Genomic DNA, 20,705 nt, shown 5'->3' with positions numbered 1-20,705 from the left:
GATGTCTCGATTTTTTGTATAATGTTGAAAAAGGGGGAGTTTTCAATGAAATGGTGCAGTTTTGAGATGCAAGAAGAGCAACGAGTGGGGATTGTCAAAGGCGATTTCGTCTACGATGTCAGCAATCAAGTACATACGACAAATTTATTAGAAGTGATCGCGCGTGAGTTCGAACCAGATATCGATTTGGATGTGGCGCCCTCATACCGAATGACGGATGTGAAACTACTCGCCCCGTACCGTCCATTGAAAAACGTGATTTGTATCGGCAAGAACTACGAAGAACACGTGAAAGAGATGGATACAGCAGGAGCAGGGAAACTCGTCATCTTCACGAAAGCACCGACCTCGGTCGTCGGTCCGGAAGCGGTCATTGAGCGTCATCCTGAATTGACGGACAAACTTGACTATGAAGGTGAGCTCGCCGTCATCATCGGCAAGTCTGGACGAGACATCGAAGCGGTCGAGGAGCACATTTTCGGTTACACCATTCTAAACGATGTGACGGCTCGAGACGTGCAAAAAGAACATGTCCAATTCTTCCGTGGCAAGTCGTTCGATACGTTTTGTCCGATGGGACCGTTCGTCGTCACACCGGACGAGCTCCAGTTCCCTCTCCAAATCAAAACAAGTGTCAATGGGGAGACGCGTCAAGATGGGACGACAGCCGATATGATTCGTCCGATTGATGAACTCATTCGTACACTGTCGAAAGGCATGACGCTCGAAGCGGGCGACGTCATCGCGACGGGTACACCAGCTGGAGTTGGGCACGGGATGACGCCACCGACGTATCTACAAACGGGAGACACGGTCGAAGTGACGATTGAAGGTCTCGGTACGTTAAGAAATGTGATTGTCTGAATGAAATGACGTAAAATGTGAAGAATCTTGTAATTCATTTATCATTTTATAAATGAGTGTTCCTCTTCGTTATAGTAAGGGTAGAAGATAACACAGAGGAGATGAATCATTATGGATCGTCACGATCAATCAAATGAACGCGATCAATTACATGAATCAGAGCAACAAAAAGATTGGTTAGATACAGAACTCGGTTCATCCAACCGAGAAGAGACAATGGTACGAACACAAACAAAACCGTCATTCGTCAGCCGTATGTTCCCGGGACTTGTCGGTGGAGTCATCGGGGCGTTGTTGACGGGCGCAATCGCATATCCGTTTATCGACCAACCGGCTACGAGTGTGAGTGATACGAACGTGACCTCGCAAGGGACTCCGGTCCAAACGTCATCGAACGTATCCGATTCTTCGGTCACAAATGCCGTCGCGACCGCTCAACCGGCCGTCGTGACTGTAAACAACTTCGCCCAAAGCGGATTCTCGAGTGAGGCGGTCGAGGCTGGAGTCGGATCAGGTGTCATCTATAAAAAAGAAGGTGACTCGGCATTTATCGCGACGAACCATCACGTTGTCAACGGAGCGGACAAGCTGACGGTCACCTTTAATGACGGAACGACTGCGGAAGCGACACTCATGGGAAGTGACGCGACGTATGACTTGGCCGTCTTGAAAGTGGACGCTGACAAAGTACCGGCCGTCATCTCAATCGGCAAATCGAGCGAGTTGAAACCGGGTCAAACGGTCATCGCCATCGGGAATCCGCTTGGACAATTCGAGAACTCCGTGACACGCGGTGTCGTCTCATCGACGTCACGCCTCGTACCCGTCGATACGGATGAGAACGGACAGGCCGACTTCAATGCCGAGGTCATTCAAACGGATGCGGCCATCAACCCAGGTAACTCAGGTGGTGCGTTAATCAACGAAGAAGGACAACTCGTCGGAATCAACTCGATGAAAATTGCGACAGCAGAAGTCGAGGGAGTCGGATTCTCAATCCCAGTCGACATCGCCCTTCCGCTCATCAATCAAATCGAACAGACGGGAGAAGTGAATCATCCGTCACTCGGCGTCTCACTTCGTGACGTATCAGAGTTCCCTCAAGGTTACTTGACGGAACAAATCAACTTGCCTGAATCGGTGACGGGGGGAACAATCATCGTGGAAGTGCAACAAAATAGTTCAGCTGCGAAAGCGGGTCTTAAGGCACGTGACGTCATCGTGAAAATCAATGACAAAGACGTCAGCTCGTTCATCGACCTCCGTAGTGAATTAATTCGCGATACGGACGGAACGGTCGACATCGAATATATCCGGGACGGAAAAACGGAGACGGTTCAAGTCGAGATTCAAAATGCGAACGGTTCTGCATTGTAAAAGGTGGGCAATATGCCCGCCTTTTTTGCTATGCTTATACAAAAGGAGGATGAGTTATGGTACGAAATTTATATGGGGTGTTACTATTCGGGGCAGGAATTTTACATTTTGTAAGAGAGAAGGCGTTCATGTCGATTATTCCGAAATCTTGGCCGTTCCGCCGACTGATGGTGCAACTAAGCGGAGTCGTTGAAGTCGTGTTCGGGGCGATGCTCTTACTCAACAAGGGAACATCGTTCGTGAAACGGACGCTACCGGCATTCTTTATCGCCGTCTTCCCGGCAAATATCAACATGGCCGTCAAGCCATCTAGAATCGGTGGGAAGGTCATTCCGAAATGGATTACATGGGGACGACTCCCGCTTCAATGGGTTTTGATCAAAGGTGTCAAAAAAATATAAAGGTGTGGAGATACATATGACAAGCGTACTCAAGTGGTTTGAGCATTTCCATGCTCATCCAGAAATCAGTTGGAAAGAAGTCGAGACGACTCGAACAATCGCATCCATCTTATCAGACTGGTCGATTCCCCATCGAACGTTTGAGGACGTGACCGGAGTAATCGCGGAGATTGGATCGGGAGAAGAAGTGATTGCGGTCCGCGCCGATATCGACGCGTTATGGCAACAAGTGGACGGTACGTTTCGAGCGAACCATTCATGTGGGCACGACGCGAACATCAGCATGGTACTCGGTGCGCTCGAACAGTTGAAAGACGAAACGTTACAAAAGCGAATCCGTTTCATCTTCCAACCTGCCGAAGAGCAAGGGAATGGTTCGCTCGCCATGATCGAACGAGGGGCGTTAGAGGACGTGACGCAACTATTCGGAATCCATTTACGTCCACAAGAAGAGTTGAAAAGGGGACAATATGCGGCGGCGATTCAACATGGTGCTGCCTTCTTCTTAAAGGGGGAGGTCATTGGGGATGATGCGCATGGTGCGAGACCACATCAAGGACAAAACGCACTCGATGTCATCTTCACGATTCAACACATGCTTAAAAGCATTTACTTGTCACCGTTTGAGCCGCACTCTGTCAAGTTGACGAAGGTACACGCCGGGAGTGACAACATGAACATCATTCCAGGAAATGCGACGTTCTCGATTGACGTCCGTGCCCAACAAAATGAAGAATTGCTCGAACTGCGCAATCGTGTCGAAGACATGTTACTCCAGGTCGGCCAGCTTCATCGTGTGAAACTTGAATGGGAGTGGCAAGACTTTACACCGGGAGCCGTCGTTGGGGAAGAGTCTAGCCAAATCGCCAAGCGAGCGATTGAGAAACGCTTCGGTGAGTCGGCTCTCGTTGAACGGATCGTCACGTCAGGTAGCGATGATTTTCATTTTTATACCGTCGAGAAACCGTCACTTGATGCAACGATGATTGGCATCGGCGCTGATTTAGGTCCAGGTCTTCATCATCCGCATATGACGTTTGACCGTGACGCGTTAGAAGATGGGGCACGCCTGCTCGCGGATGCGCTCCGGATTGCAGCAACATAAATCAAGATGGGTGGGATAGACAGATGTCTGTCCACTCATTTTTTTATTGCATCCACTCCTTGCAAGCGCTATCATAACGTTATTAGCGACAATATAACGACAATTCTGAATTTTCGCTATAGGGGAGGAAGTTAGATGAAAACAACGGGGAACAAGCAAGACATGAAGTTAGGGTGGGCGCTCTTGCCACTCGGGGTGATGATCGTCGTCATGCTCATCTCGATCGTTAAGCTCGGTCAAGGACCACACATCCCGCTCATCGTCGGAACGGCAGTCGCTTCAATCGTCGCCTGGCGTCACGGGTTCAAGTGGAAAGAGATTGAAGAGATGATGTATAAAGGGATTCGTCTCGCCTTACCGGCAGTCGTCATCATCATTTTGGTCGGGTTGACGATTGGGGCATGGATCGGTGGAGGAATTGTTGCCACGATGATCTATTTCGGACTGAAGATCATCTCACCGGCATACTTTTTGTTAACGATTTGTCTCATCTGTGCGGTCGTCGCGCTCTCAATCGGGAGTTCATGGTCGACGATGGGGACGATTGGAGTAGCGGGGATGGGCATCGGGCTGAGTATGGGGATACCGGCGCCGATGGTAGCGGGGGCGGTCATCTCAGGAGCTTACTTCGGGGATAAGATGTCGCCTTTGTCAGACACGACAAACTTGGCGGCAGGATTAACTCATACGAATTTATTCGTACATATTCGACACATGCTCTATACGACAATTCCAGGACTCATCATTGCACTCGGGGTATACGCATGGCTCGGTAGACGATTTGCAGATTCTTCGACAGACTCGTCTGAAATCACACAGACATTGACGATTTTAGAGGACAGTTTTGTCATCTCACCATGGTTACTCCTCGTTCCACTCGCCGTCATTTTGCTCGTCGCAAAGAAGGTGCCGGCGATTCCAGCACTCGTCGTCGGGATTGCCCTAGGTTTCTTGGCTCAAGTGTTCATTCAAGGCGGAACGCTTGCAGACAGCGTAGGCGCTCTTCAAAGTGGCTATGTCATTGATACGGGTAATGAACTGGTCGATAACCTCTTCAGTAGAGGTGGTCTTGATGCGATGATGTACACGGTCTCGATGACCATCGTCGCGATGACGTTCGGTGGGATTTTAGAATATTCGGGGATGCTACAATCCATTATGAACCAAATTTTGAAGTTGGCGAAAACGGCAGGTTCATTGATCGCTTCAACGATTTTAGCGGGAGTTGCGACGAATGCGACGTGCTCGGAGCAGTACATCTCAATCGTCGTCCCGTCACGCATGTTTGCTGGAGCGTATGAAAAAATGGGATTACAGTCGAAAAACTTATCTCGTGCCCTCGAGGATGGAGGAACGTTGACTTCCGTGTTTATCCCGTGGAACACGTGTGGGGTATTCATCCTCGGCACACTCGGGGTCGGAGCATTCGAATATGCACCGTATGCCGTCTTGAACTTCATTGTACCGGTCATTTCGATTGTATATGCCTTCACGGGATATACGATTGAGCGCATCGCGGTCATTCAACAGGAAGAACCTGTCGCGGAACAAGCGGCTCAATAAAACGATTCCCGGTCGTCAATCGACCGGGAATTGAAATTTATAGACGGTGCGCGGACGACCTTGGCTGTAGCTCATCTCTTCGCCAATCGGATGAACGAGTTTTGCATCAACCAATTTTTTGATGAGTCGCTCTGTCGTGCGACGTGTCACATTCAAATGGTCGGTCAACTCTTTCGCTGTAAACTCGAGATGGTCCATTGAAAAATGAATGAGCTTTTCGATATTGGTCGGACTCATACCCGTCTGTTTCATCATGTCATAGACACGCGTTTGCGTGACGCGGAAATGAATCGGTGCCGGTTGGTCGGTGAACGTCATTCGTTTTGAATCGTCGACGATGCGTATAGCGGCATTGTTTGTCGTATGAAGGGCAAGTTCGGCATGCTCAACGGCGCGTTGATAATCGGACCCATACCCGATCCCTACATGACCAGAAATGTTCTCTGACAAGATGGAACCGTTTGACATGGCGGAGTCAATCTTTCCTTTACTCGATAATAGGACGATACCGTCTTGAGTGGTCTCCATCAATTTACCACCGAAATAATGATGTGTTGTCACATGGTTGAGCGTATCTTCACTGGCATCCGAGTAGAAGAGCACGGCGAGTTGTGACTGGTCTGATTTGTTCAATCGAATCTGTTGAATAAAATCATGGAAGTGGTGGAAAATTCTCTCTTCTGGCTCAATCATGAGCTGACTAGCAAAACCATTTTCCACTAAGTGTCGATGGACTCGTTCGACACTTGTCAAGGCGAATCGAGTCGTCCCAGTTCGTTGAAGTTGCTCATGAAACGAAATCAACTCTTCGAAATTCATATACGGACTAAGTTCTTTCACTTGCGGTGGCGACATGTGGCTTGGAAACGATGCTAAAATTGATTCAAGTCGTGACGCATCAACGAGATCGATGGAGAGCTCTTCGATTCGGAGCTGTTGTGTCAATGTCACGTATAAAAGTGACGTCAATAACACGACATCATCTTGAACGACGTGATGGGCAAATGGAAGGTTCGCTTCCTCCATCGCATACGTATAAGGGAATGAACCGGAGAAGAACACTCCGTCAAAAAATAGGAGTTTTGTAGCGATGTCTTTCGCTTCTCGCGGGTCATCATAAGGAAATCCCTCGATTCGAACATCGGGTAAGGAAGAACCGTTCTGTACCTGTTGTAAAAACGATGGTGAGCCGACAACGGCGATATGGATGGACATGTAAAATCCCCCTTGCAATTTAGCGACTATATAACGACAATATAGAGGAAAGGACAGTTGAAGTAAAGGAGTGATGAACATGAATATTCAAAAAATAGAAATTTTCTCGGTTCGCTTTCCATTAAAGGTACCATTCATCGTCAGTTATCACCGTTATGATGATATGCCTTCTGTCATCGTCAAAATGACAACCGCATGTGGACTTGTCGGTTATGGAGAAGCCGTGGCGGATGAGCATGTGACGGGTGAGTCCGCTGAGAGCACGGTCAGTGTACTCCGTCATCTATTGGCTCCGCTCTTAATCGGAAAAAATCCGATGCACCTAGAGCATATTCATGACGAGATGGACCGTGCGATTCGTGGTGTTCCGGCTGCCAAAGCAGCACTTGACATCGCGTGTCATGATGTGATCGGGAAAAAGCTGAATCAACCAATCTACGAATGGATTGGCGGTCGGTACCATGAGTCATTCCCAGTCACGCACGTCTTGAGTATCGGAGAGCCGAACCATATGGCACAAGAGGCACTCGAACAAATGAAACGAGGTTATACGGCAGTGAAGATGAAGGTCGGAGTCGATGTGCAAACGGACGTGGCGCGTGTCAAAGCGGTACGGGAAGCGGTAGGAAATGACGTGCCGATTCGAGTCGACGTTAACCAGGGATGGATCAACGCGGCCAATACGGTTCAAGCCATGCGTCTACTCGAACCGTATGGCATCGATTGGGTCGAACAACCGGTCAAGGCGGATGATTTTGAAGGCATGCTCGAAGTGAAACAAAAAATCTCCGTCCCGCTCATGATGGATGAAGGGTTGAAAGATATTCACGATATGAGACGCTTGACGATGATGCAGGCAGCCCATAAAGCGAACATCAAGCTGATGAAGTGCGGTGGCATCTATCCAGCGAAGAAGTTGGTCCATATGGCGGAGATGTCCGGAATCGAATGCCAGATTGGTTCTATGGTCGAATCCTCCATTGCATCGAGTGCAGGATTCCATGTCGCTTTCTCGAGTAAAATCGTGAAGACGGTCGAGTTGACGGGTCCGCTCCGGTTCGGGAAAGATGTAGGAAACTTATCATATGATTTACCAATCATCTCGCTGAACGATCGTCCGGGACTCGGTATTGACGTCGATGAGGACGTGTTACGTGAATTGACGACGGAATCTTACGTGGTTGGAGATGAGTCGCATGTGGCAAGGTGAGATCAAAGACCTTTCACTTCATGTATGCGTCCTAGGCTTGTCCGATTTACCGGAACTGTTAACCGTTCAAGATACGGTCATTCAGGCGTTGGCTGAACCGGAGCACTATCAATCGTTATCGGTTGAAGAGTTCACGAAACTGTTGACGGATCAGACGTTGATTGGGGCAAAATCAGATGGTCGGATTATCGCGTTCCGAGCGATGCTCATCCCACCGATTGATGCGGAGCATCTAGGGCGAGATATCGGATGGCCGGAGGATTCGCTTGAACGTGTCCTGTATCAGGAAGTGACGAACGTCCATCCAGACTTCCGTGGATATGGACTACAGACACATTTGGGCAAACTACTAATGAAACAAGTTGAATCGGATAACCGTTTCGATGTCGTCTGTGCGACTGTCGCACCGTTCAATATTCCAAGCATGAAAGACAAGTTCACGCTTGGACTCCGAATCGGGGCGTTGAAAGAAAAGTATGGCGGGAAACTCCGCTATATCTTTTACAAAGAGATGCATCGTTCGTGGCATCCCACATCAGTTGCGCAAGATGTACCGATGGAAAATCGTGGGCGACAAGTTGAGTTGCTTCAAGCCGGTTGGGTCGGGACGGGCATGATGAAACAAGGGGAACAGTGGATTGTTCGATATGAGAAGTAAAAAATCCTCGTCAAGCTGACGAGGATTTTGTTTATTCGAGAACGAAGAGTACATCATTCGCGAATTTCTCATACGTACGGTCACTCGGGTGGAACTGATCGGTCGCTAAATCTCTTGATAAGTCAGAGATGTAGGCGAACGGGTCGATCACATCGATATTCTGCGCATTCGCCAATTGTTTCGCTGATGCGTTCCAATCGAGGATGAGCTGATTGAATGCTTGTCCATTCTGATCATTTTGAAACGGATTGTATAGACCGATATACACGATGGTTGCCGAATCGTTGAGTGAACGAATTTCAGTGAAAATCGTTTCTAAATTCGTCTTCGCATCCGTGACCACTTGTTGAATATCGACGGATTCGAAGTTATCGACGTTTTCCCCACGGTTGAACAAATCGTTTCCACCGATGGTCAACGTGATATATCGTGCGTTCTCAATCGTTCGACGCACTTCAGGTTGCTCGAGTTGTGTGAGTAAATCTTCTGTTCGTGCCCCAGACACGGCAAGGTTTTGCGTACGTACGCCTTCTTCTTCAAGAGCAGTGCTGACAGGCTGTACATATCCTGCGCCTGATGTTGACCCGACACCGCGTGTCAACGAATCGCCTAATGCGACGTAGACGTCTCCTTGTGGTTCAGGGCGTTCGTCTTCGGAGACGGAAAGTGTTCGCTCCGGCGGATTGACAATATCCTGATAGCCGATCCATAGACCATATAAGGCGATTCCCGTTAAAAGAACGGCGCCACTTAAAAATGCATACCATTTCGACTGTTTCATGGGCTGACCTCGCTTTCTATATGAACATCATATCAAAAATGTGTGGATGTGCCCTATGTGAATGTTCGAATAGGACAGATTCACTTTTGTCCGATAGAATAAGGAAAGAGGTGAGACAATGGAACCGACGTTAAAGCTACATCAACTTACAAAAGTGATTGGAAAAAAGACGATTATCGATAACATTTCGTTAGACGTCTACCCGGGTGAGGTCTTCGGATTTTTAGGACCGAACGGCGCCGGGAAGACGACGACGATTCGAATGATTGTTGGCTTGATCAAACCGACGAAAGGAAATGTATCGATTTGTGGGTATCGTGTCGACAAACAATTTGTCCAAGCGATGAGTCAAATCGGCGCAATCGTCGAGAATCCAGAGCTGTATAAGTTTTTATCCGGACGTGAGAACTTAGAAGCGTTCGCACGCATGTTACCTGGAGTCGATGATAAGCGAATCCAAGAAGTCATTGACCTCGTCGATTTGACCGCTCGAATCGATGATAAAGTGAAGACGTACTCTCTCGGGATGCGACAGCGACTCGGGATTGCCCAGGCGCTATTAAACAATCCACGGGTGCTCATCTTGGATGAGCCGACGAACGGGCTCGATCCGATGGGGATTCGAGATTTACGACTTTTCATTCGTCGACTCGTTGAAGAAACGGGACTGAGTGTTCTCGTATCGAGTCATATCCTGGCCGAGATTGAACTACTAGCGGACCGAGTCGCCATCATGTCGCGAGGAAAGATTGTCAAGGTGGGGACGGTCCATGCTTTGATTGAAGAACTCGCGTCAACGGTCGACTTACATGTAACGAATAGCTTCGAAGTATTACCGATCGTTCAAGGGTACGAAGGAATCGACCAAGCGGACGTGGTGGACGAGCGAACGATTCGTATTTCCATGAACGTGGAAGAGACGGCGAAGTTGAATCGATATTTGATGGAAAGAGATGTCGAGGTGTTCGGACTCGAGCGCCGAGTCCAAACGTTAGAGGACCTCTTTATCACGTTGACAGGCGGTGATCACATTGCCTAATCCATCGATGCTCGGTCTCATTCGTAATGAAGTGCTCAAGATTCATCGGAAACGCAGATTGATGGTCGTCTCCATCATCCTGATCGTGCTTGTTTCGATGTTCACGTATGCGAACTATCGTCAAATCGAGAAACAACGCGAAGAACAAGGAACGACTGATTGGCGTGTCGATCTCCAGCAAGAGATCATCGATACACAAAACCGACTCGCCTCCGCGAACGTCCAAGACGAGTTTCGGCAGATTCTTGAGTTCCAAGTCCAACAGAATCAGTATTATCTTGATAATGATATCAATCCGAATTATCCGGGAGCTCCGACGTTTATGCGTGTCTTCTTCTCCCAAGGGACTACGCTTGTCCTACCGCTGTTCATTATTGTATTGATGGCAGATATCGTGAGCGGAGAACATAACGATGGAACGATTAAGACGTTGTTATCGCGACCGGTCCGGCGATATAAGATCTTACTCGCCAAATGGCTGACGACGCTCCTTTATACATCGATCTTAATATTTGTGACCGCCGTCGTCAGTTACGCCATATCCGGCATCGTTCTCGGCTGGGACGGATGGAATGCTCCGATTTTGACCGGTTTCCAAGCTTCGCCGACCGGAACCTTCTCGACCGACTTTGTGCATACGTTGCCGATGTGGGAGTACTTGCTTATGTCGATGGGGCTTTCATGGCTCGTGGTGGCTGCGGTCGGGACAATCTCTCTCATGATTTCTGTTTTGGTGAAAAATACGGCGACTGGAATCGGAATCATGATGGCTGTCCTCATCTCAGGGCCACTCTTGACATCGCTTGGCTCAAACTGGGATAGCTCGAAATACCTGGTGAACGTCAACTTCGGTCTTCATACCTATTTGGAAGGACAGGCTCCCCCAATCGATGGGATGACGTTACCGTTTTCGCTCCTCGTCATTCTCATTTGGTCGATGGCCGCCTTGGCGTATGCGTTTTACCACTTTACCCAAAAAGATGTGTATTAATGATTCGTGCTCCTTTCCTAAGGAGCACGAATTTTTTTTGGATAAAATTAGGTCGTAAATAGAATGAATGGTTCTAAATACTCAATATTATGAATTATCAAAATAATTAAAAAGATGGATACAGCCTTTGTGGGAAAGTGTGTAAAGTAAGAATCATCACAAAGGAGGTAAACACATGAAAAAAGTTGTTTCTACATCATTAATCGCAGGCGTATTGCTCGTACCACAATTGGTCGGTGCGGCAGAATTGAAGTCAGGCACTCTGACGAAACCATCAGAAAGTGCACCGACAACGATTGTAAAAGAGTACGTCAAATCAAAAGGTGAGTTCAAGACGATCGAGTCGAAATCAGACAAAGTCGGGAAAGTGGTTAAGCTCCAACAGACAGTTGATGGCGTGCCAGTATTCGGTGGTGTGGTAGTCGGTGTCGTAGATGAAGCGGGTCAATTGAAGACAGTCGTGGATGATGCGAAATCGGTCAAGAACCTACATAAGTCGATCAAGTTAACTGAAAAGAAAGCCATCGCGAGTTACAAAAAGCTTGTCGGACATAAAGGGGCCTACGAGCTCGAACCGGAAGCGGAATTGATTGTTTATCCAAAAGGTGAGAAGTCGGTTTATGCATATCAAGTGACCGGAACAATCCTTGAAGCGGAAGAGCCGTCACGTTGGACATACTTCATCGATGCTGGAACGGGTGAGGTACTTAATAAATTTGACCAGTTAGCTCATGCAAGACCGACGAAAGGTGTGACAGGTACGACATATACGGGAACGGGAATCGATGTTCTCGGCTACAGCCAAACGTTCAAGACAACGAAGAGCGGATCTTACTATTATCTCCAAGATTCAACGCGTGGAAAGGGAATCTATACGTACGATGCGAAAAACCGTACGACACTCCCAGGTTCGCTATGGGCTGACGTGGATAACGTCTTGAACACGACTTATGACCGTGCCGCTGTCTCTGCACACGTCAACGCGACAAAGACATATGATTTCTACAAAAACACTTACGGACGGAACAGCTATGACAACGCCGGAGCTGCATTGAACTCAACGGTTCACTACAGCCGTAGCTACAACAATGCGTTCTGGGACGGAAGTAAGATGGTATACGGAGACGGAGACGGTCAAACGTTCACGTATCTTTCAGGTGCACTTGACGTAGTCGCTCACGAATTGACTCACGCGGTCACGGAATACACGGCAGGACTGATCTATCAAAACGAGTCTGGGGCGATCAATGAAGCAGTATCGGATATCCTAGGTACAGTGGCGGAATATAGCGTCGGCACTAACTTCGACTGGTTGGTAGGAGAAGACATCTACACACCAGGTGTAGCAGGCGACGGACTTCGTTCGATGGCGAACCCGGCTGCATACGGTGACCCAGATCACTACTCAAAACGTTACACAGGCACACAAGATAATGGTGGGGTTCACATCAACTCAGGTATCGTCAACAAAGCGGCATACCTCTTAGGTAACGGTGGATCGCACTACGGCGTATCGGTACAAGGTGTGGGAGTCATGGCGATGGGGGATATCTACTACCGTGCCCTCAATGTTTACTTGACACCAACGTCTAACTTCTCAAGCCTTCGTCAAGCGGTCGTACAATCTGCGAAAGACCTTTACGGTGCGACAAGTCCGCAAGCGGTATCAGCTGCGAAATCATTTGACGCTGTCGGAATCTACTAAGTTCTCAACATCTCTTCCGAAATTTTCGGAAGGGATTTTCTTATGCAGTTTTTGGGTAAATCAAGGTTGAACGTCGAGCGAAAAGGAGAACGAGTATGAACACGAAGGAATTTATTGTGTCACCGAACAGCAAGATTCAATTAGATGATATTCCAACGACTGTTTCAGACAAACCGGAGGATGACACCTTGACGACTGAACTCATTCCGAACAGTGTCGAGCGATTGAAAGAACTACATTGGCGATTATATGCCGAGAGTAAGAAAGGGATTATCGTCGTCTTGCAGGCGCTTGATGCGGGTGGAAAAGATGAGGCGATCAGCTATATCTTTTCAAATTTGAACGCCCAAGGACTGAAGACGAATGCGTTTCAAAAACCTTCCGATACGGAGAAAAAGCACGACTATCTGTGGCGAATGCATGATTTGTTACCAGAAAGAGGACAGGTCGGAATTTTAAACCGATCCCATTACGAAGAGGTCATTGCGCCTCGTGTCCATGATTTGTTGGGGGACGAAGTACTTCCGGAGGAAATGGACCAGGAAGAGGTCTGGCAGATGCGATATCGTCAAATCAACGATTATGAACGCTATTTACAGGAAAACGGATTCGAAGTCATCAAGTTCTTTTTCAATGTATCTAAAGATAAACAACGAGACCGTTTGCTTGAACGATTAAAGGATCCGAAAAAGAATTGGGAATTCTCCTTCAGTGACATCGAAGAGCGGCAGCATTGGGAAGAATATCAAGGAATCTTTGCCGAGATGTTGTCGCACACATCAACGGAAGTCTCACCCTGGTATGTGTTGCCGGCAGATGATGAGTGGTATAGTCGTTTAATTATTTCGTCAGTCATGATTGAAGTTCTTGAACGGATTGATCCACAGTATCCGACTTTCACGGATGAGGAACAAGAGCGAATTGACGAGGCCATCCAAACCCTTGAGAACGAGTAAGGCGTGGCGTTCTCGTGAACACTTAAAAATCCCCTTGCACTGAAAGCGAATTCAAGCTAAAGTGATACAGTAGATTAAAGGTCAGACATCTGTACAAAGGGGTAATGAGTGTGGGTAATGTAAGTTTACTATTCGGTGGCGTCGCACTGTTTTTAAATAGTCTCGTTCTTCTCGGGAAAGTGGATAGCAAGAGCGCAGGATTTTTTAGTTTGTTTACGGGACTCTTACAAACGTTTATCGCCACATGGTTATTGATTGGGGCGAGTCCAGAAGAGCAATTCGGTCTTGCGAGTATCTATCTATTTGCGTTCACTTATTTATATGTAGGGGTGACGTTTATTTTGAATTTAGACGGACGTGGCGTTGGCTGGTTCTCATTATTCGTTTCGATTGCAGCTGCTTTTTATGGCGCAATGGCGATTGCAGAAAGTGATCCGATGGGGGCATTGACGTGGTTCTTCTGGTCATTCCTTTGGGCGTTGTTCTTCTTTGGAATGGGACTCGGGAAACCGAACGAGACCATCACAGCACGTGTCGCCCTCGTATTATCATGGTTGACGCTGATTGTCCCGGCGATGGTTGGGATGGCTGGACTGATGAACGGATGGTATGACATGGTTTGGTGGGCGGCGAGCGGTACGGCAATCCTGTACTTCATCGTTTCTGTCAAACGTACGAAACAGACGATTGAAATTGCTTCATGATGAATTGAAAATGATTCGAGGTCATCGAGCGCGATCAAGTCGTGCCTGACGACCTTTTTTTATTGAACGATGAAAGATCGATATATATTATACTTAGAAAAATGAAAATGAAAGATACGGTACGAATGTCGTTAATTTCAAAAAGTGGGGTTGAGTTGATGATTGCACTTGAAACGTTGAAAAGTAGACTCGTCAATAATCAGATTGAAATACAAAATGAAGAGGGATATGTAGACACGTTACACTTTCTATTCAGTGAGCCTGCGATGGAAGTTGAAATTAAGCGATTGAAGCAAATAATCCCAATCGACATTATTCACTTCTTGAAGACCCACAACGGCGCTGACCTGTTTGTTCACCCGACATACGGTGGAGGAATCCGACTTTTTAGTGTAGATGAAATGATCGAGTATCGGGAAATATGGGAGTGTCCTGAACAATTCATTCCCGTCGGAGCCGGGAGAGATGGGGAATGGATTGTTTGCGAGGTCGTCAATGAACATGAAAACTACATTTGGGTTGGAGAATTTTTGACTTACACAGATGACACCGAAAAACTTCCGATGGATTATACACGCTGGTTCGACTATTTGATTGTCGCCCAAGGCGCTCATTTTTGGGATTGGTTCAGAGGTTAATAGATGACGATTGAATATTTGTTTTGAATGATGATGATGGAATGCGCACTTTTTGTTGAGTGTGCTTTTTTACAGTTGCTTTTGTGTCTAAAATGTGAAAAGTGGGAATGAGGAAGCTAAAGGAGGCGAAAGCAGATGAGTGATGGTCTCGTGTTATTACTCGGATTACTTTTATGTGGTTGGATGCTGTTTGCCGTCGTATTTGATGATAGAATAAAAAGAAGAATTTGATGGCCCGTCTCGCGAGGAGACGGGTTTTTAATTGAGGAGTGAGAAGTATGAAAAAAACACCTGTCGTCGTCATCGTCGGTCCGACCGCTGTTGGCAAAACGAAGACGGGCATCGAACTCGCAAAAGCGTTCGACGGCGAGATTGTCTCGGGTGACTCGGTTCAAGTATACCGGGGCATGGACATCGGTTCAGCAAAAGTGACGAAAGAAGAGGCCGAAGGGATCCCGCATCATTTGATCGATATTTGTGACCCGGATGATGCCATGAGTGTCGCAGCTTTTCAACAGTTGGCTCGTGCCGCCATCGATGATATTTATGCCCGTGGCAAATTACCGATTATTGTCGGAGGAACAGGATTATACATTCGCTCGATTTTATATGACTATGAATTCGTGGAGCGACCTGTGGATGAGGCGTTGCGGGCTGATCTCGAACGGTTGGCAGAAGTCGAAGGACGTGAGGCGTTACATCAAAGATTAGTTCAACTTGACCCAGAGCGTGCGGCTACGATTCACCCGAATAATGTCCGTCGCGTCGTGCGGGCGCTCGAGGTAGCGATGCAAGGGGATACACAGACGACGGACAGTGCGCCATCCGAACATTATGATTATCGATTGTTCGTCCTCCACGCAGATCGTGAGATATTATACGACCGAATCAATCAACGCGTCGATGCGATGATGGAAGCAGGACTGGTCGAGGAAGTCGAACAACTTTTGGCACAAGGATATCGTGAGACGCAGGCGATGCGAGCCATCGGGTATAAAGAAGTGATTCCATTCATCGATGGAAACATCTCGAAAGAGAAAGCGACAGATTTGCTTAAGCAGCACACAAGACAGTTCGCAAAACGGCAATTAACTTGGTTCCGTCATCAATTTGATGGAATTTGGGTGGATATGGGTCGAAAATCATTTGAACTATCATATAAAAATATTTATGATGATGTAGAGGGGTTTTTTCGAAAATTCCGATTATTTTAAAGAGATAAAGACTAGGGGGAATCCAGCATGAAAGCGAGCTACAACATCCAAGACCATTTTTTGAATCAACTCCGAAAAGAAATGGTGCCAACGACCGTATTTTTAGTGAGCGGGTTTCAAATTCGAGGTGTCATCAAGTCATTTGATAACTTTACCGTCATCGTCGAGTCGGAAGGTCGTCAACAATTGATCTATAAACATGCGATTTCGACTTTCTCTCCGGCACGTAACGTGACGCTATATGAGCCGGATGCAGTTGAAGTAACAGAAGGATGAGCATAAGAAAAGGAGCGACCCGGGGACCGCTCCTTTTCTTATGCTGTTTTTGTCGTTCCCGGTTGTTTAATTGCCTCAAGAACGCGTTGGATGGCGCATCCACCGAGGAGTGAATCCATTTGACCACAAATCTGAGTCGGCGTCGAACGGTGTAACAATGTGTATGTCCGCTTCCAAGCGCGCTCTGCCGATTGAATTCGGACGAGAAGATCGGCGTGGCTCAGTTCTTTTAGCTTATCAATATTGAGTCGGTTCGTTCGAGCGAACGCAGACAAGATGACTGCTTTCGCTAGCGGTGTCTGAAGTGGGTAACCAGAAAGCTCAAGCGCCGCCATGGCCCCTTTCATCTCATGTTCGACAATTTTGTCGAGTGATGCATCTTTAGCATATGGATTACCGGAAAGATGCGTGAGTGACAGTTCTAAGTCCTGCATGCCCACCGGACAAGTTGACGCTTTTAGAATATGTTCAATGGATTGTTGCTCTTGTGCATAACGTGTCGCTTCCCCCGAGGCGATGAAACGCTCATACGTATCGATTAATGAAATCATTCTCGTTTCCCCCTTTATCGAACTACCTTTATCGTATCAATAATCGTAAGCGCTTTCAATATAATGAATGTGAAATCATGACCCTACTAGAAAGTATGTTCGCCTAATGAGCGGAAACACGATACAATGTCAGAAGATGCGAGGAGGGAATGATTATGAACTATTATCATCAAATTGATCCAGTCATCGGTTCATCAATGAACCGTGATCGATTTCAAATACCGCAAATAGACAAATCAAAGGAACGTTTAGACCAGTTAGCCGATGGGACCCCTGTCCAAACAAAAGCGCTCGTCAGTACAGTCGAGGTTAGAGAAGGAAAGAATGGTGCGAAATGGCTTCAACTAAGTGTTACGACGGCGAACGGGATGATGCGTGCGAAGCATTGGCTACGTGGAAATGAGAGTGAACTACTTCCAATCTATGAATCGGGTGTCATCGAATTGTCCGGGAAAATCGATGTCTATCCAAAACCGGATGGCGCCAAATCGATTACGATTGACCGCGTCCATCCTATCTCAAAAGATGAGGCAATCTCGTTATTACCAGGCTTGCCAGGTGATGAGACGATGGAGCAGTTTGCGGATGAATTGTTTAGTTTGATTGATACGTTGTCACCGACCTATCAACAGATCGCCTACGGCCTCCTTGATTTCGTTTGGGATGATTTCGTACTATCGCCAGCGGCACTCTACCACCATCATAACTATGCGGGAGGTCTATTGAAGCATACCGTGTGTATGCTTCGTCTCGGCTATCGGATTCAAGAGCAAGATGACTATTTGGCGATGGTGTTTCGTGTTATCAAAGAAGCGGAGCAGTTGCACAAAGTCGACCTTTGGAATACGATGAACGGTGTTAAAATCGAACAGGCATATAAAGGAACGTTTGAATCGCTGTATGCCGCCTGTGAAGCGATGGCCGAGCGGAAAGAACCGTTGAGTTGGGATGAACTCGCACTTGGAATCCTCTTCCACGACATCGGAAAAATATATGAATACAGTCATCTGTTATCTAGTCCGAATCGTTTTGAGAAGTTATCTCCTGTTGAGGGCACAAGTGAAACGACCGGCATCTCCATCAACCCGATGGGCACACTAATCGGGCATATGACATACGGTGGGCTATTGTTTGAAGAAACGTTACGCCAGACGTCGACGCGACTGCCATTGGATGTCCACCATCGAATCTGGCACATGATTTTATCACATCATGGGAAACGTGAGTGGGGATCGAGTGTCCTCCCGATGACGACGGAGGCTTGGATGCTTCACTTGATTGATTTATTGGATGCGCGTTATGAGAAATGGGCTCGCGCGCACGAAGATTTGTAAGAAAAGGGTGGTATCATGATTCCCGTACAATTAGTGACCGGGTTTTTAGGAGCAGGCAAGACAACGTATATGAACCGCTTACTCGCGGCGACGGATGAAAAGATTTGTCTGATCGTCAACGAGCTCGGCGCGATAAATATCGATGAACAATTGATCGTCAAGATGGACCAAGAGCAAATCGAACTCTCAAACGGATGTATTTGCTGTTCCATCCAAAATGATTTGAGTAAGACGTTCTATCAACTCGCGGCAAAGCAAGAAACATTCAACCGAGTCATCATCGAGACGACCGGTGTCGCCGATCCCGCACCAATCATTCAGACGATTTATTATGACGAGTACTTACGTCAACACTTTAAAATGAACGCCATCTTGACGGTTGTGGATGCCAGTCAAATGGACCGTGAACTGTTCAAAGAAGGGATTCATCAAATCGCTTATGCCGATCTCATTTTGTTAAATAAAATCGATTTAGTGTCGTCGGATGAACTCGATCAAGCACGCCGCCGAATCGAACAACTCAATCCGACGGTTAGGATTGTAGAGACGATTCAAACAGAAGGCGATTACGAATTACTTGAGAATACGTTCCAACTGTCACGTGTCGATGAACAGAAGTTGAGTCAACTGACAGAGACGAGTGAATCGGTCTCCTCCCTTCGTGCGATCACGTTGAGTGCCGAGCGTCCGTTGTCTCGGGAGCGCGTGACCCGTTACGTTCGTGAAGTCTTGATGCACTACGAAGATGCGATGTATCGGATGAAGGCGATTGTCCGCTTACAGGATGAGGAGTGCAAGTTTGTCATTCAAGCGACGAATCAGTTGATGGGCGCGACATTTGCAAATGAGATGCATGAAGGGGACCGTTCCGTATTTGTTTGGATTGGGAAGGAACTAGACCAAGATGCACTAGCACGGGGATTAAAAGCATGTGAGGTGGAGCAAGATGAAGCTTATTCTAGTTGACGGCTTTAATTTGTTGTCCCGTTATTATTTTGCGACGGAGCGAAGACGAGCACAAGATCCGGAAGTGACTGTGAAAGGATTACTTCGAAAGGTGGATTCCTGGACGACAGACTTTTCCCATATCGCTTTCTTTTGGGACGGGACACGAGAGTCTACCCACCGCTATGCGATGTATCCTGAATATAAAGCAACGCGTAATGGACTCCCGGAACCACTTTTCGAAGACTATTTGAAATTGAGAGCCGCTTTGGATGAACGAGGCATCTTACAATCCGAGTTGACTGGATATGAAGCGGATGATTTGATGGGCGCCGTCGCGACAGCGTTCCCGGGTGAATCATATCTCTATTCCTCGGACCGCGATTTACTTCAGTTGTTGTCTCCGAACGTGTTTCAAATCATGCCGAAAAAAGGTGAGGAGCAGCTCGTCAATGAAGCTTCTTTTGAATTGATGTATGGCGTGAAACCATATCAGTTTGTCGACGTGAAGGCATTGCAGGGAGACTCTTCGGATAACATCCCAGGTGTACGTGGCATCGGTCCGAAGACGGCGACGATTTTAATTCAGCATTACGATACGATTGAGACGCTTTATATGCATGTTCAAAATGAAACACTCGAAGCGCCCCATCAAAAATATGCAAAAAAACTAGACGGTCATGAAGAAATCGCGCTCTTGTCGAAACGACTGTCACAGATTGATATCCATGCTCCTGTCAATACAGATTGGGAGGCGTACCGGTTTGGTTCACATCTATTTTGACGCGGCCACCAATCAGACGACTGGAGATAATGGAATCGGTGTGTGGATCAAGTCTTCCGACGGTACCGTATCGACGTTTAAACGTCGCATGCAAGGATTGACAAGCGTTCATGCGGAATTGGCTGCATGTGCTTATGCACTGGAACAAGCGCATGCATTAAAAGGTGAAACCTCATTCATGCTGTATTCCGACGCCGAAGTGATTGTTCGCGCACTAGAGCAACGTTTCATGAAAGATGCTTCGGCGAAGCCTCTGTTTCTGAAAGCACTGATTGCCTACGATGAATTGCCGACCGTGTTCTTAAAATGGGTCCCACGAGCGGAGAATCGAGCGGACGTGATTGCACGCGACGCATTGAATGGAATGAATTAAGCGACCGAGATCATTCTTGGT

Annotated in this window: 22 protein-coding genes; 19 read left to right on the top strand and 3 right to left on the bottom strand. The window is 47.3% G+C overall.

The features are described from left to right. Window positions 1–45 precede the first annotated feature (45 nt). The 5 genes from KNO71_RS12020 to nhaC all read left to right on the top strand — a co-directional run bounded on the left by KNO71_RS12020 (window position 46) and on the right by nhaC (window position 5,310). Window positions 46–864 (top strand): fumarylacetoacetate hydrolase family protein, encoded by an 819-nt coding sequence (locus KNO71_RS12020; protein WP_074037123.1) that lies wholly within the window; start codon window positions 46–48, stop codon window positions 862–864. A gap of 111 nt (window positions 865–975) precedes the next feature. Continuing rightward, window positions 976–2,241, top strand: a complete 1,266-nt coding sequence (locus tag KNO71_RS12015) for a S1C family serine protease (RefSeq protein WP_214688811.1) — start codon at window positions 976–978, stop codon at window positions 2,239–2,241. Between the two features lie 56 nt (window positions 2,242–2,297). Beyond that, window positions 2,298–2,642: a DoxX family protein gene (locus KNO71_RS12010; RefSeq protein ID WP_078146805.1), complete on the top strand. Its 345-nt coding sequence runs from the start codon at window positions 2,298–2,300 to the stop codon at window positions 2,640–2,642. 16 nt (window positions 2,643–2,658) lie between these two features. Further along, complete coding sequence (locus KNO71_RS12005; protein ID WP_078146806.1) at window positions 2,659–3,747, top strand: amidohydrolase; 1,089 nt, start codon at window positions 2,659–2,661, stop codon at window positions 3,745–3,747. Between the two features lie 162 nt (window positions 3,748–3,909). Beyond that, complete coding sequence (gene nhaC, locus KNO71_RS12000) at window positions 3,910–5,310, top strand: Na+/H+ antiporter NhaC (RefSeq protein ID WP_371816102.1); 1,401 nt, start codon at window positions 3,910–3,912, stop codon at window positions 5,308–5,310. 15 nt (window positions 5,311–5,325) lie between these two features. On the opposite strand, the gene KNO71_RS11995 is transcribed toward nhaC, so the two are convergent. Next, window positions 5,326–6,525, bottom strand: a complete 1,200-nt coding sequence (locus tag KNO71_RS11995; protein ID WP_078146808.1) for a hypothetical protein — start codon at window positions 6,523–6,525, stop codon at window positions 5,326–5,328. Between the two features lie 79 nt (window positions 6,526–6,604). Here KNO71_RS11995 and KNO71_RS11990 point away from each other — a divergent pair, with 79 nt between their 5' ends. Next, the gene (locus tag KNO71_RS11990) at window positions 6,605–7,735 is read left to right on the top strand and encodes a mandelate racemase/muconate lactonizing enzyme family protein (RefSeq protein WP_078146809.1); all 1,131 of its coding nucleotides are present in this window, start codon (window positions 6,605–6,607) and stop codon (window positions 7,733–7,735) included. Continuing rightward, a complete protein-coding gene (locus KNO71_RS11985; protein ID WP_078146810.1) occupies window positions 7,722–8,393 on the top strand; it encodes a hypothetical protein in 672 nt (223 codons plus the stop codon). The genes KNO71_RS11990 and KNO71_RS11985 overlap by 14 nt, the downstream gene beginning before the upstream one ends. 31 nt (window positions 8,394–8,424) lie before the next feature. Here KNO71_RS11985 and KNO71_RS11980 read toward each other — a convergent pair whose 3' ends face one another. After that, window positions 8,425–9,174: a GDSL-type esterase/lipase family protein gene (locus KNO71_RS11980; RefSeq protein ID WP_214688809.1), complete on the bottom strand. Its 750-nt coding sequence runs from the start codon at window positions 9,172–9,174 to the stop codon at window positions 8,425–8,427. A gap of 118 nt (window positions 9,175–9,292) precedes the next feature. Between KNO71_RS11980 and KNO71_RS11975 the strand changes: the two genes are divergently transcribed. The 8 genes from KNO71_RS11975 (at window position 9,293) to hfq (ending at window position 16,697) form a co-directional block, all read left to right on the top strand. Next, the gene (locus KNO71_RS11975) at window positions 9,293–10,213 is read left to right on the top strand and encodes an ABC transporter ATP-binding protein (protein ID WP_078146812.1); all 921 of its coding nucleotides are present in this window, start codon (window positions 9,293–9,295) and stop codon (window positions 10,211–10,213) included. Beyond that, complete coding sequence (locus KNO71_RS11970; protein ID WP_078146813.1) at window positions 10,206–11,204, top strand: ABC transporter permease; 999 nt, start codon at window positions 10,206–10,208, stop codon at window positions 11,202–11,204. The genes KNO71_RS11975 and KNO71_RS11970 overlap by 8 nt, the downstream gene beginning before the upstream one ends. Window positions 11,205–11,379: 175 nt before the next feature. After that, window positions 11,380–12,909: a M4 family metallopeptidase gene (locus KNO71_RS11965; RefSeq protein WP_214684387.1), complete on the top strand. Its 1,530-nt coding sequence runs from the start codon at window positions 11,380–11,382 to the stop codon at window positions 12,907–12,909. A 95-nt stretch (window positions 12,910–13,004) separates the two neighbouring features. Continuing rightward, a complete protein-coding gene (locus KNO71_RS11960) occupies window positions 13,005–13,865 on the top strand; it encodes a PPK2 family polyphosphate kinase (protein ID WP_078146815.1) in 861 nt (286 codons plus the stop codon). 104 nt (window positions 13,866–13,969) lie between these two features. After that, window positions 13,970–14,569 carry an AmiS/UreI family transporter gene (locus KNO71_RS11955; protein WP_240499815.1) on the top strand — a complete coding sequence of 200 codons (600 nt, stop codon included), beginning with the start codon at window positions 13,970–13,972 and terminating at the stop codon, window positions 14,567–14,569. A 158-nt stretch (window positions 14,570–14,727) separates the two neighbouring features. Continuing rightward, a complete protein-coding gene (locus tag KNO71_RS11950) occupies window positions 14,728–15,207 on the top strand; it encodes an SMI1/KNR4 family protein (RefSeq protein ID WP_168169843.1) in 480 nt (159 codons plus the stop codon). A gap of 278 nt (window positions 15,208–15,485) precedes the next feature. Continuing rightward, window positions 15,486–16,421: a tRNA (adenosine(37)-N6)-dimethylallyltransferase MiaA gene (gene miaA / locus KNO71_RS11945; protein ID WP_214688807.1), complete on the top strand. Its 936-nt coding sequence runs from the start codon at window positions 15,486–15,488 to the stop codon at window positions 16,419–16,421. 27 nt (window positions 16,422–16,448) lie between these two features. Next, the gene (hfq, locus tag KNO71_RS11940; RefSeq protein ID WP_012726185.1) at window positions 16,449–16,697 is read left to right on the top strand and encodes an RNA chaperone Hfq; all 249 of its coding nucleotides are present in this window, start codon (window positions 16,449–16,451) and stop codon (window positions 16,695–16,697) included. A gap of 38 nt (window positions 16,698–16,735) precedes the next feature. Here hfq and KNO71_RS11935 read toward each other — a convergent pair whose 3' ends face one another. Continuing rightward, window positions 16,736–17,248, bottom strand: a complete 513-nt coding sequence (locus KNO71_RS11935; RefSeq protein ID WP_214688805.1) for a hypothetical protein — start codon at window positions 17,246–17,248, stop codon at window positions 16,736–16,738. Between the two features lie 155 nt (window positions 17,249–17,403). Between KNO71_RS11935 and KNO71_RS11930 the strand changes: the two genes are divergently transcribed. From KNO71_RS11930 to KNO71_RS11915, 4 genes are read left to right on the top strand one after another with little or no spacing between them, the layout of a single operon-like run. After that, a complete protein-coding gene (locus KNO71_RS11930; RefSeq protein ID WP_214688804.1) occupies window positions 17,404–18,582 on the top strand; it encodes an HD domain-containing protein in 1,179 nt (392 codons plus the stop codon). Between the two features lie 15 nt (window positions 18,583–18,597). After that, window positions 18,598–19,548, top strand: coding sequence for a CobW family GTP-binding protein (locus KNO71_RS11925; RefSeq protein WP_214688803.1), 951 nt, complete (start codon window positions 18,598–18,600; stop codon window positions 19,546–19,548). Then, window positions 19,529–20,311: a 5'-3' exonuclease gene (locus KNO71_RS11920; RefSeq protein ID WP_078146820.1), complete on the top strand. Its 783-nt coding sequence runs from the start codon at window positions 19,529–19,531 to the stop codon at window positions 20,309–20,311. Before KNO71_RS11925 ends, KNO71_RS11920 begins: the two co-directional genes overlap by 20 nt. Continuing rightward, window positions 20,292–20,684, top strand: a complete 393-nt coding sequence (locus KNO71_RS11915) for a reverse transcriptase-like protein (RefSeq protein ID WP_074037105.1) — start codon at window positions 20,292–20,294, stop codon at window positions 20,682–20,684. The genes KNO71_RS11920 and KNO71_RS11915 overlap by 20 nt, the downstream gene beginning before the upstream one ends. Window positions 20,685–20,705 lie beyond the last annotated feature (21 nt).

This window comes from Exiguobacterium sp. s163 (genome assembly GCF_018617135.1).
Lineage (GTDB): Bacteria > Bacillota > Bacilli > Exiguobacteriales > Exiguobacteriaceae > Exiguobacterium > Exiguobacterium profundum.
The sequence above is the reverse complement of the archived record's forward strand: the minus strand, read 5'-3'. Positions and strand labels throughout refer to the sequence as shown.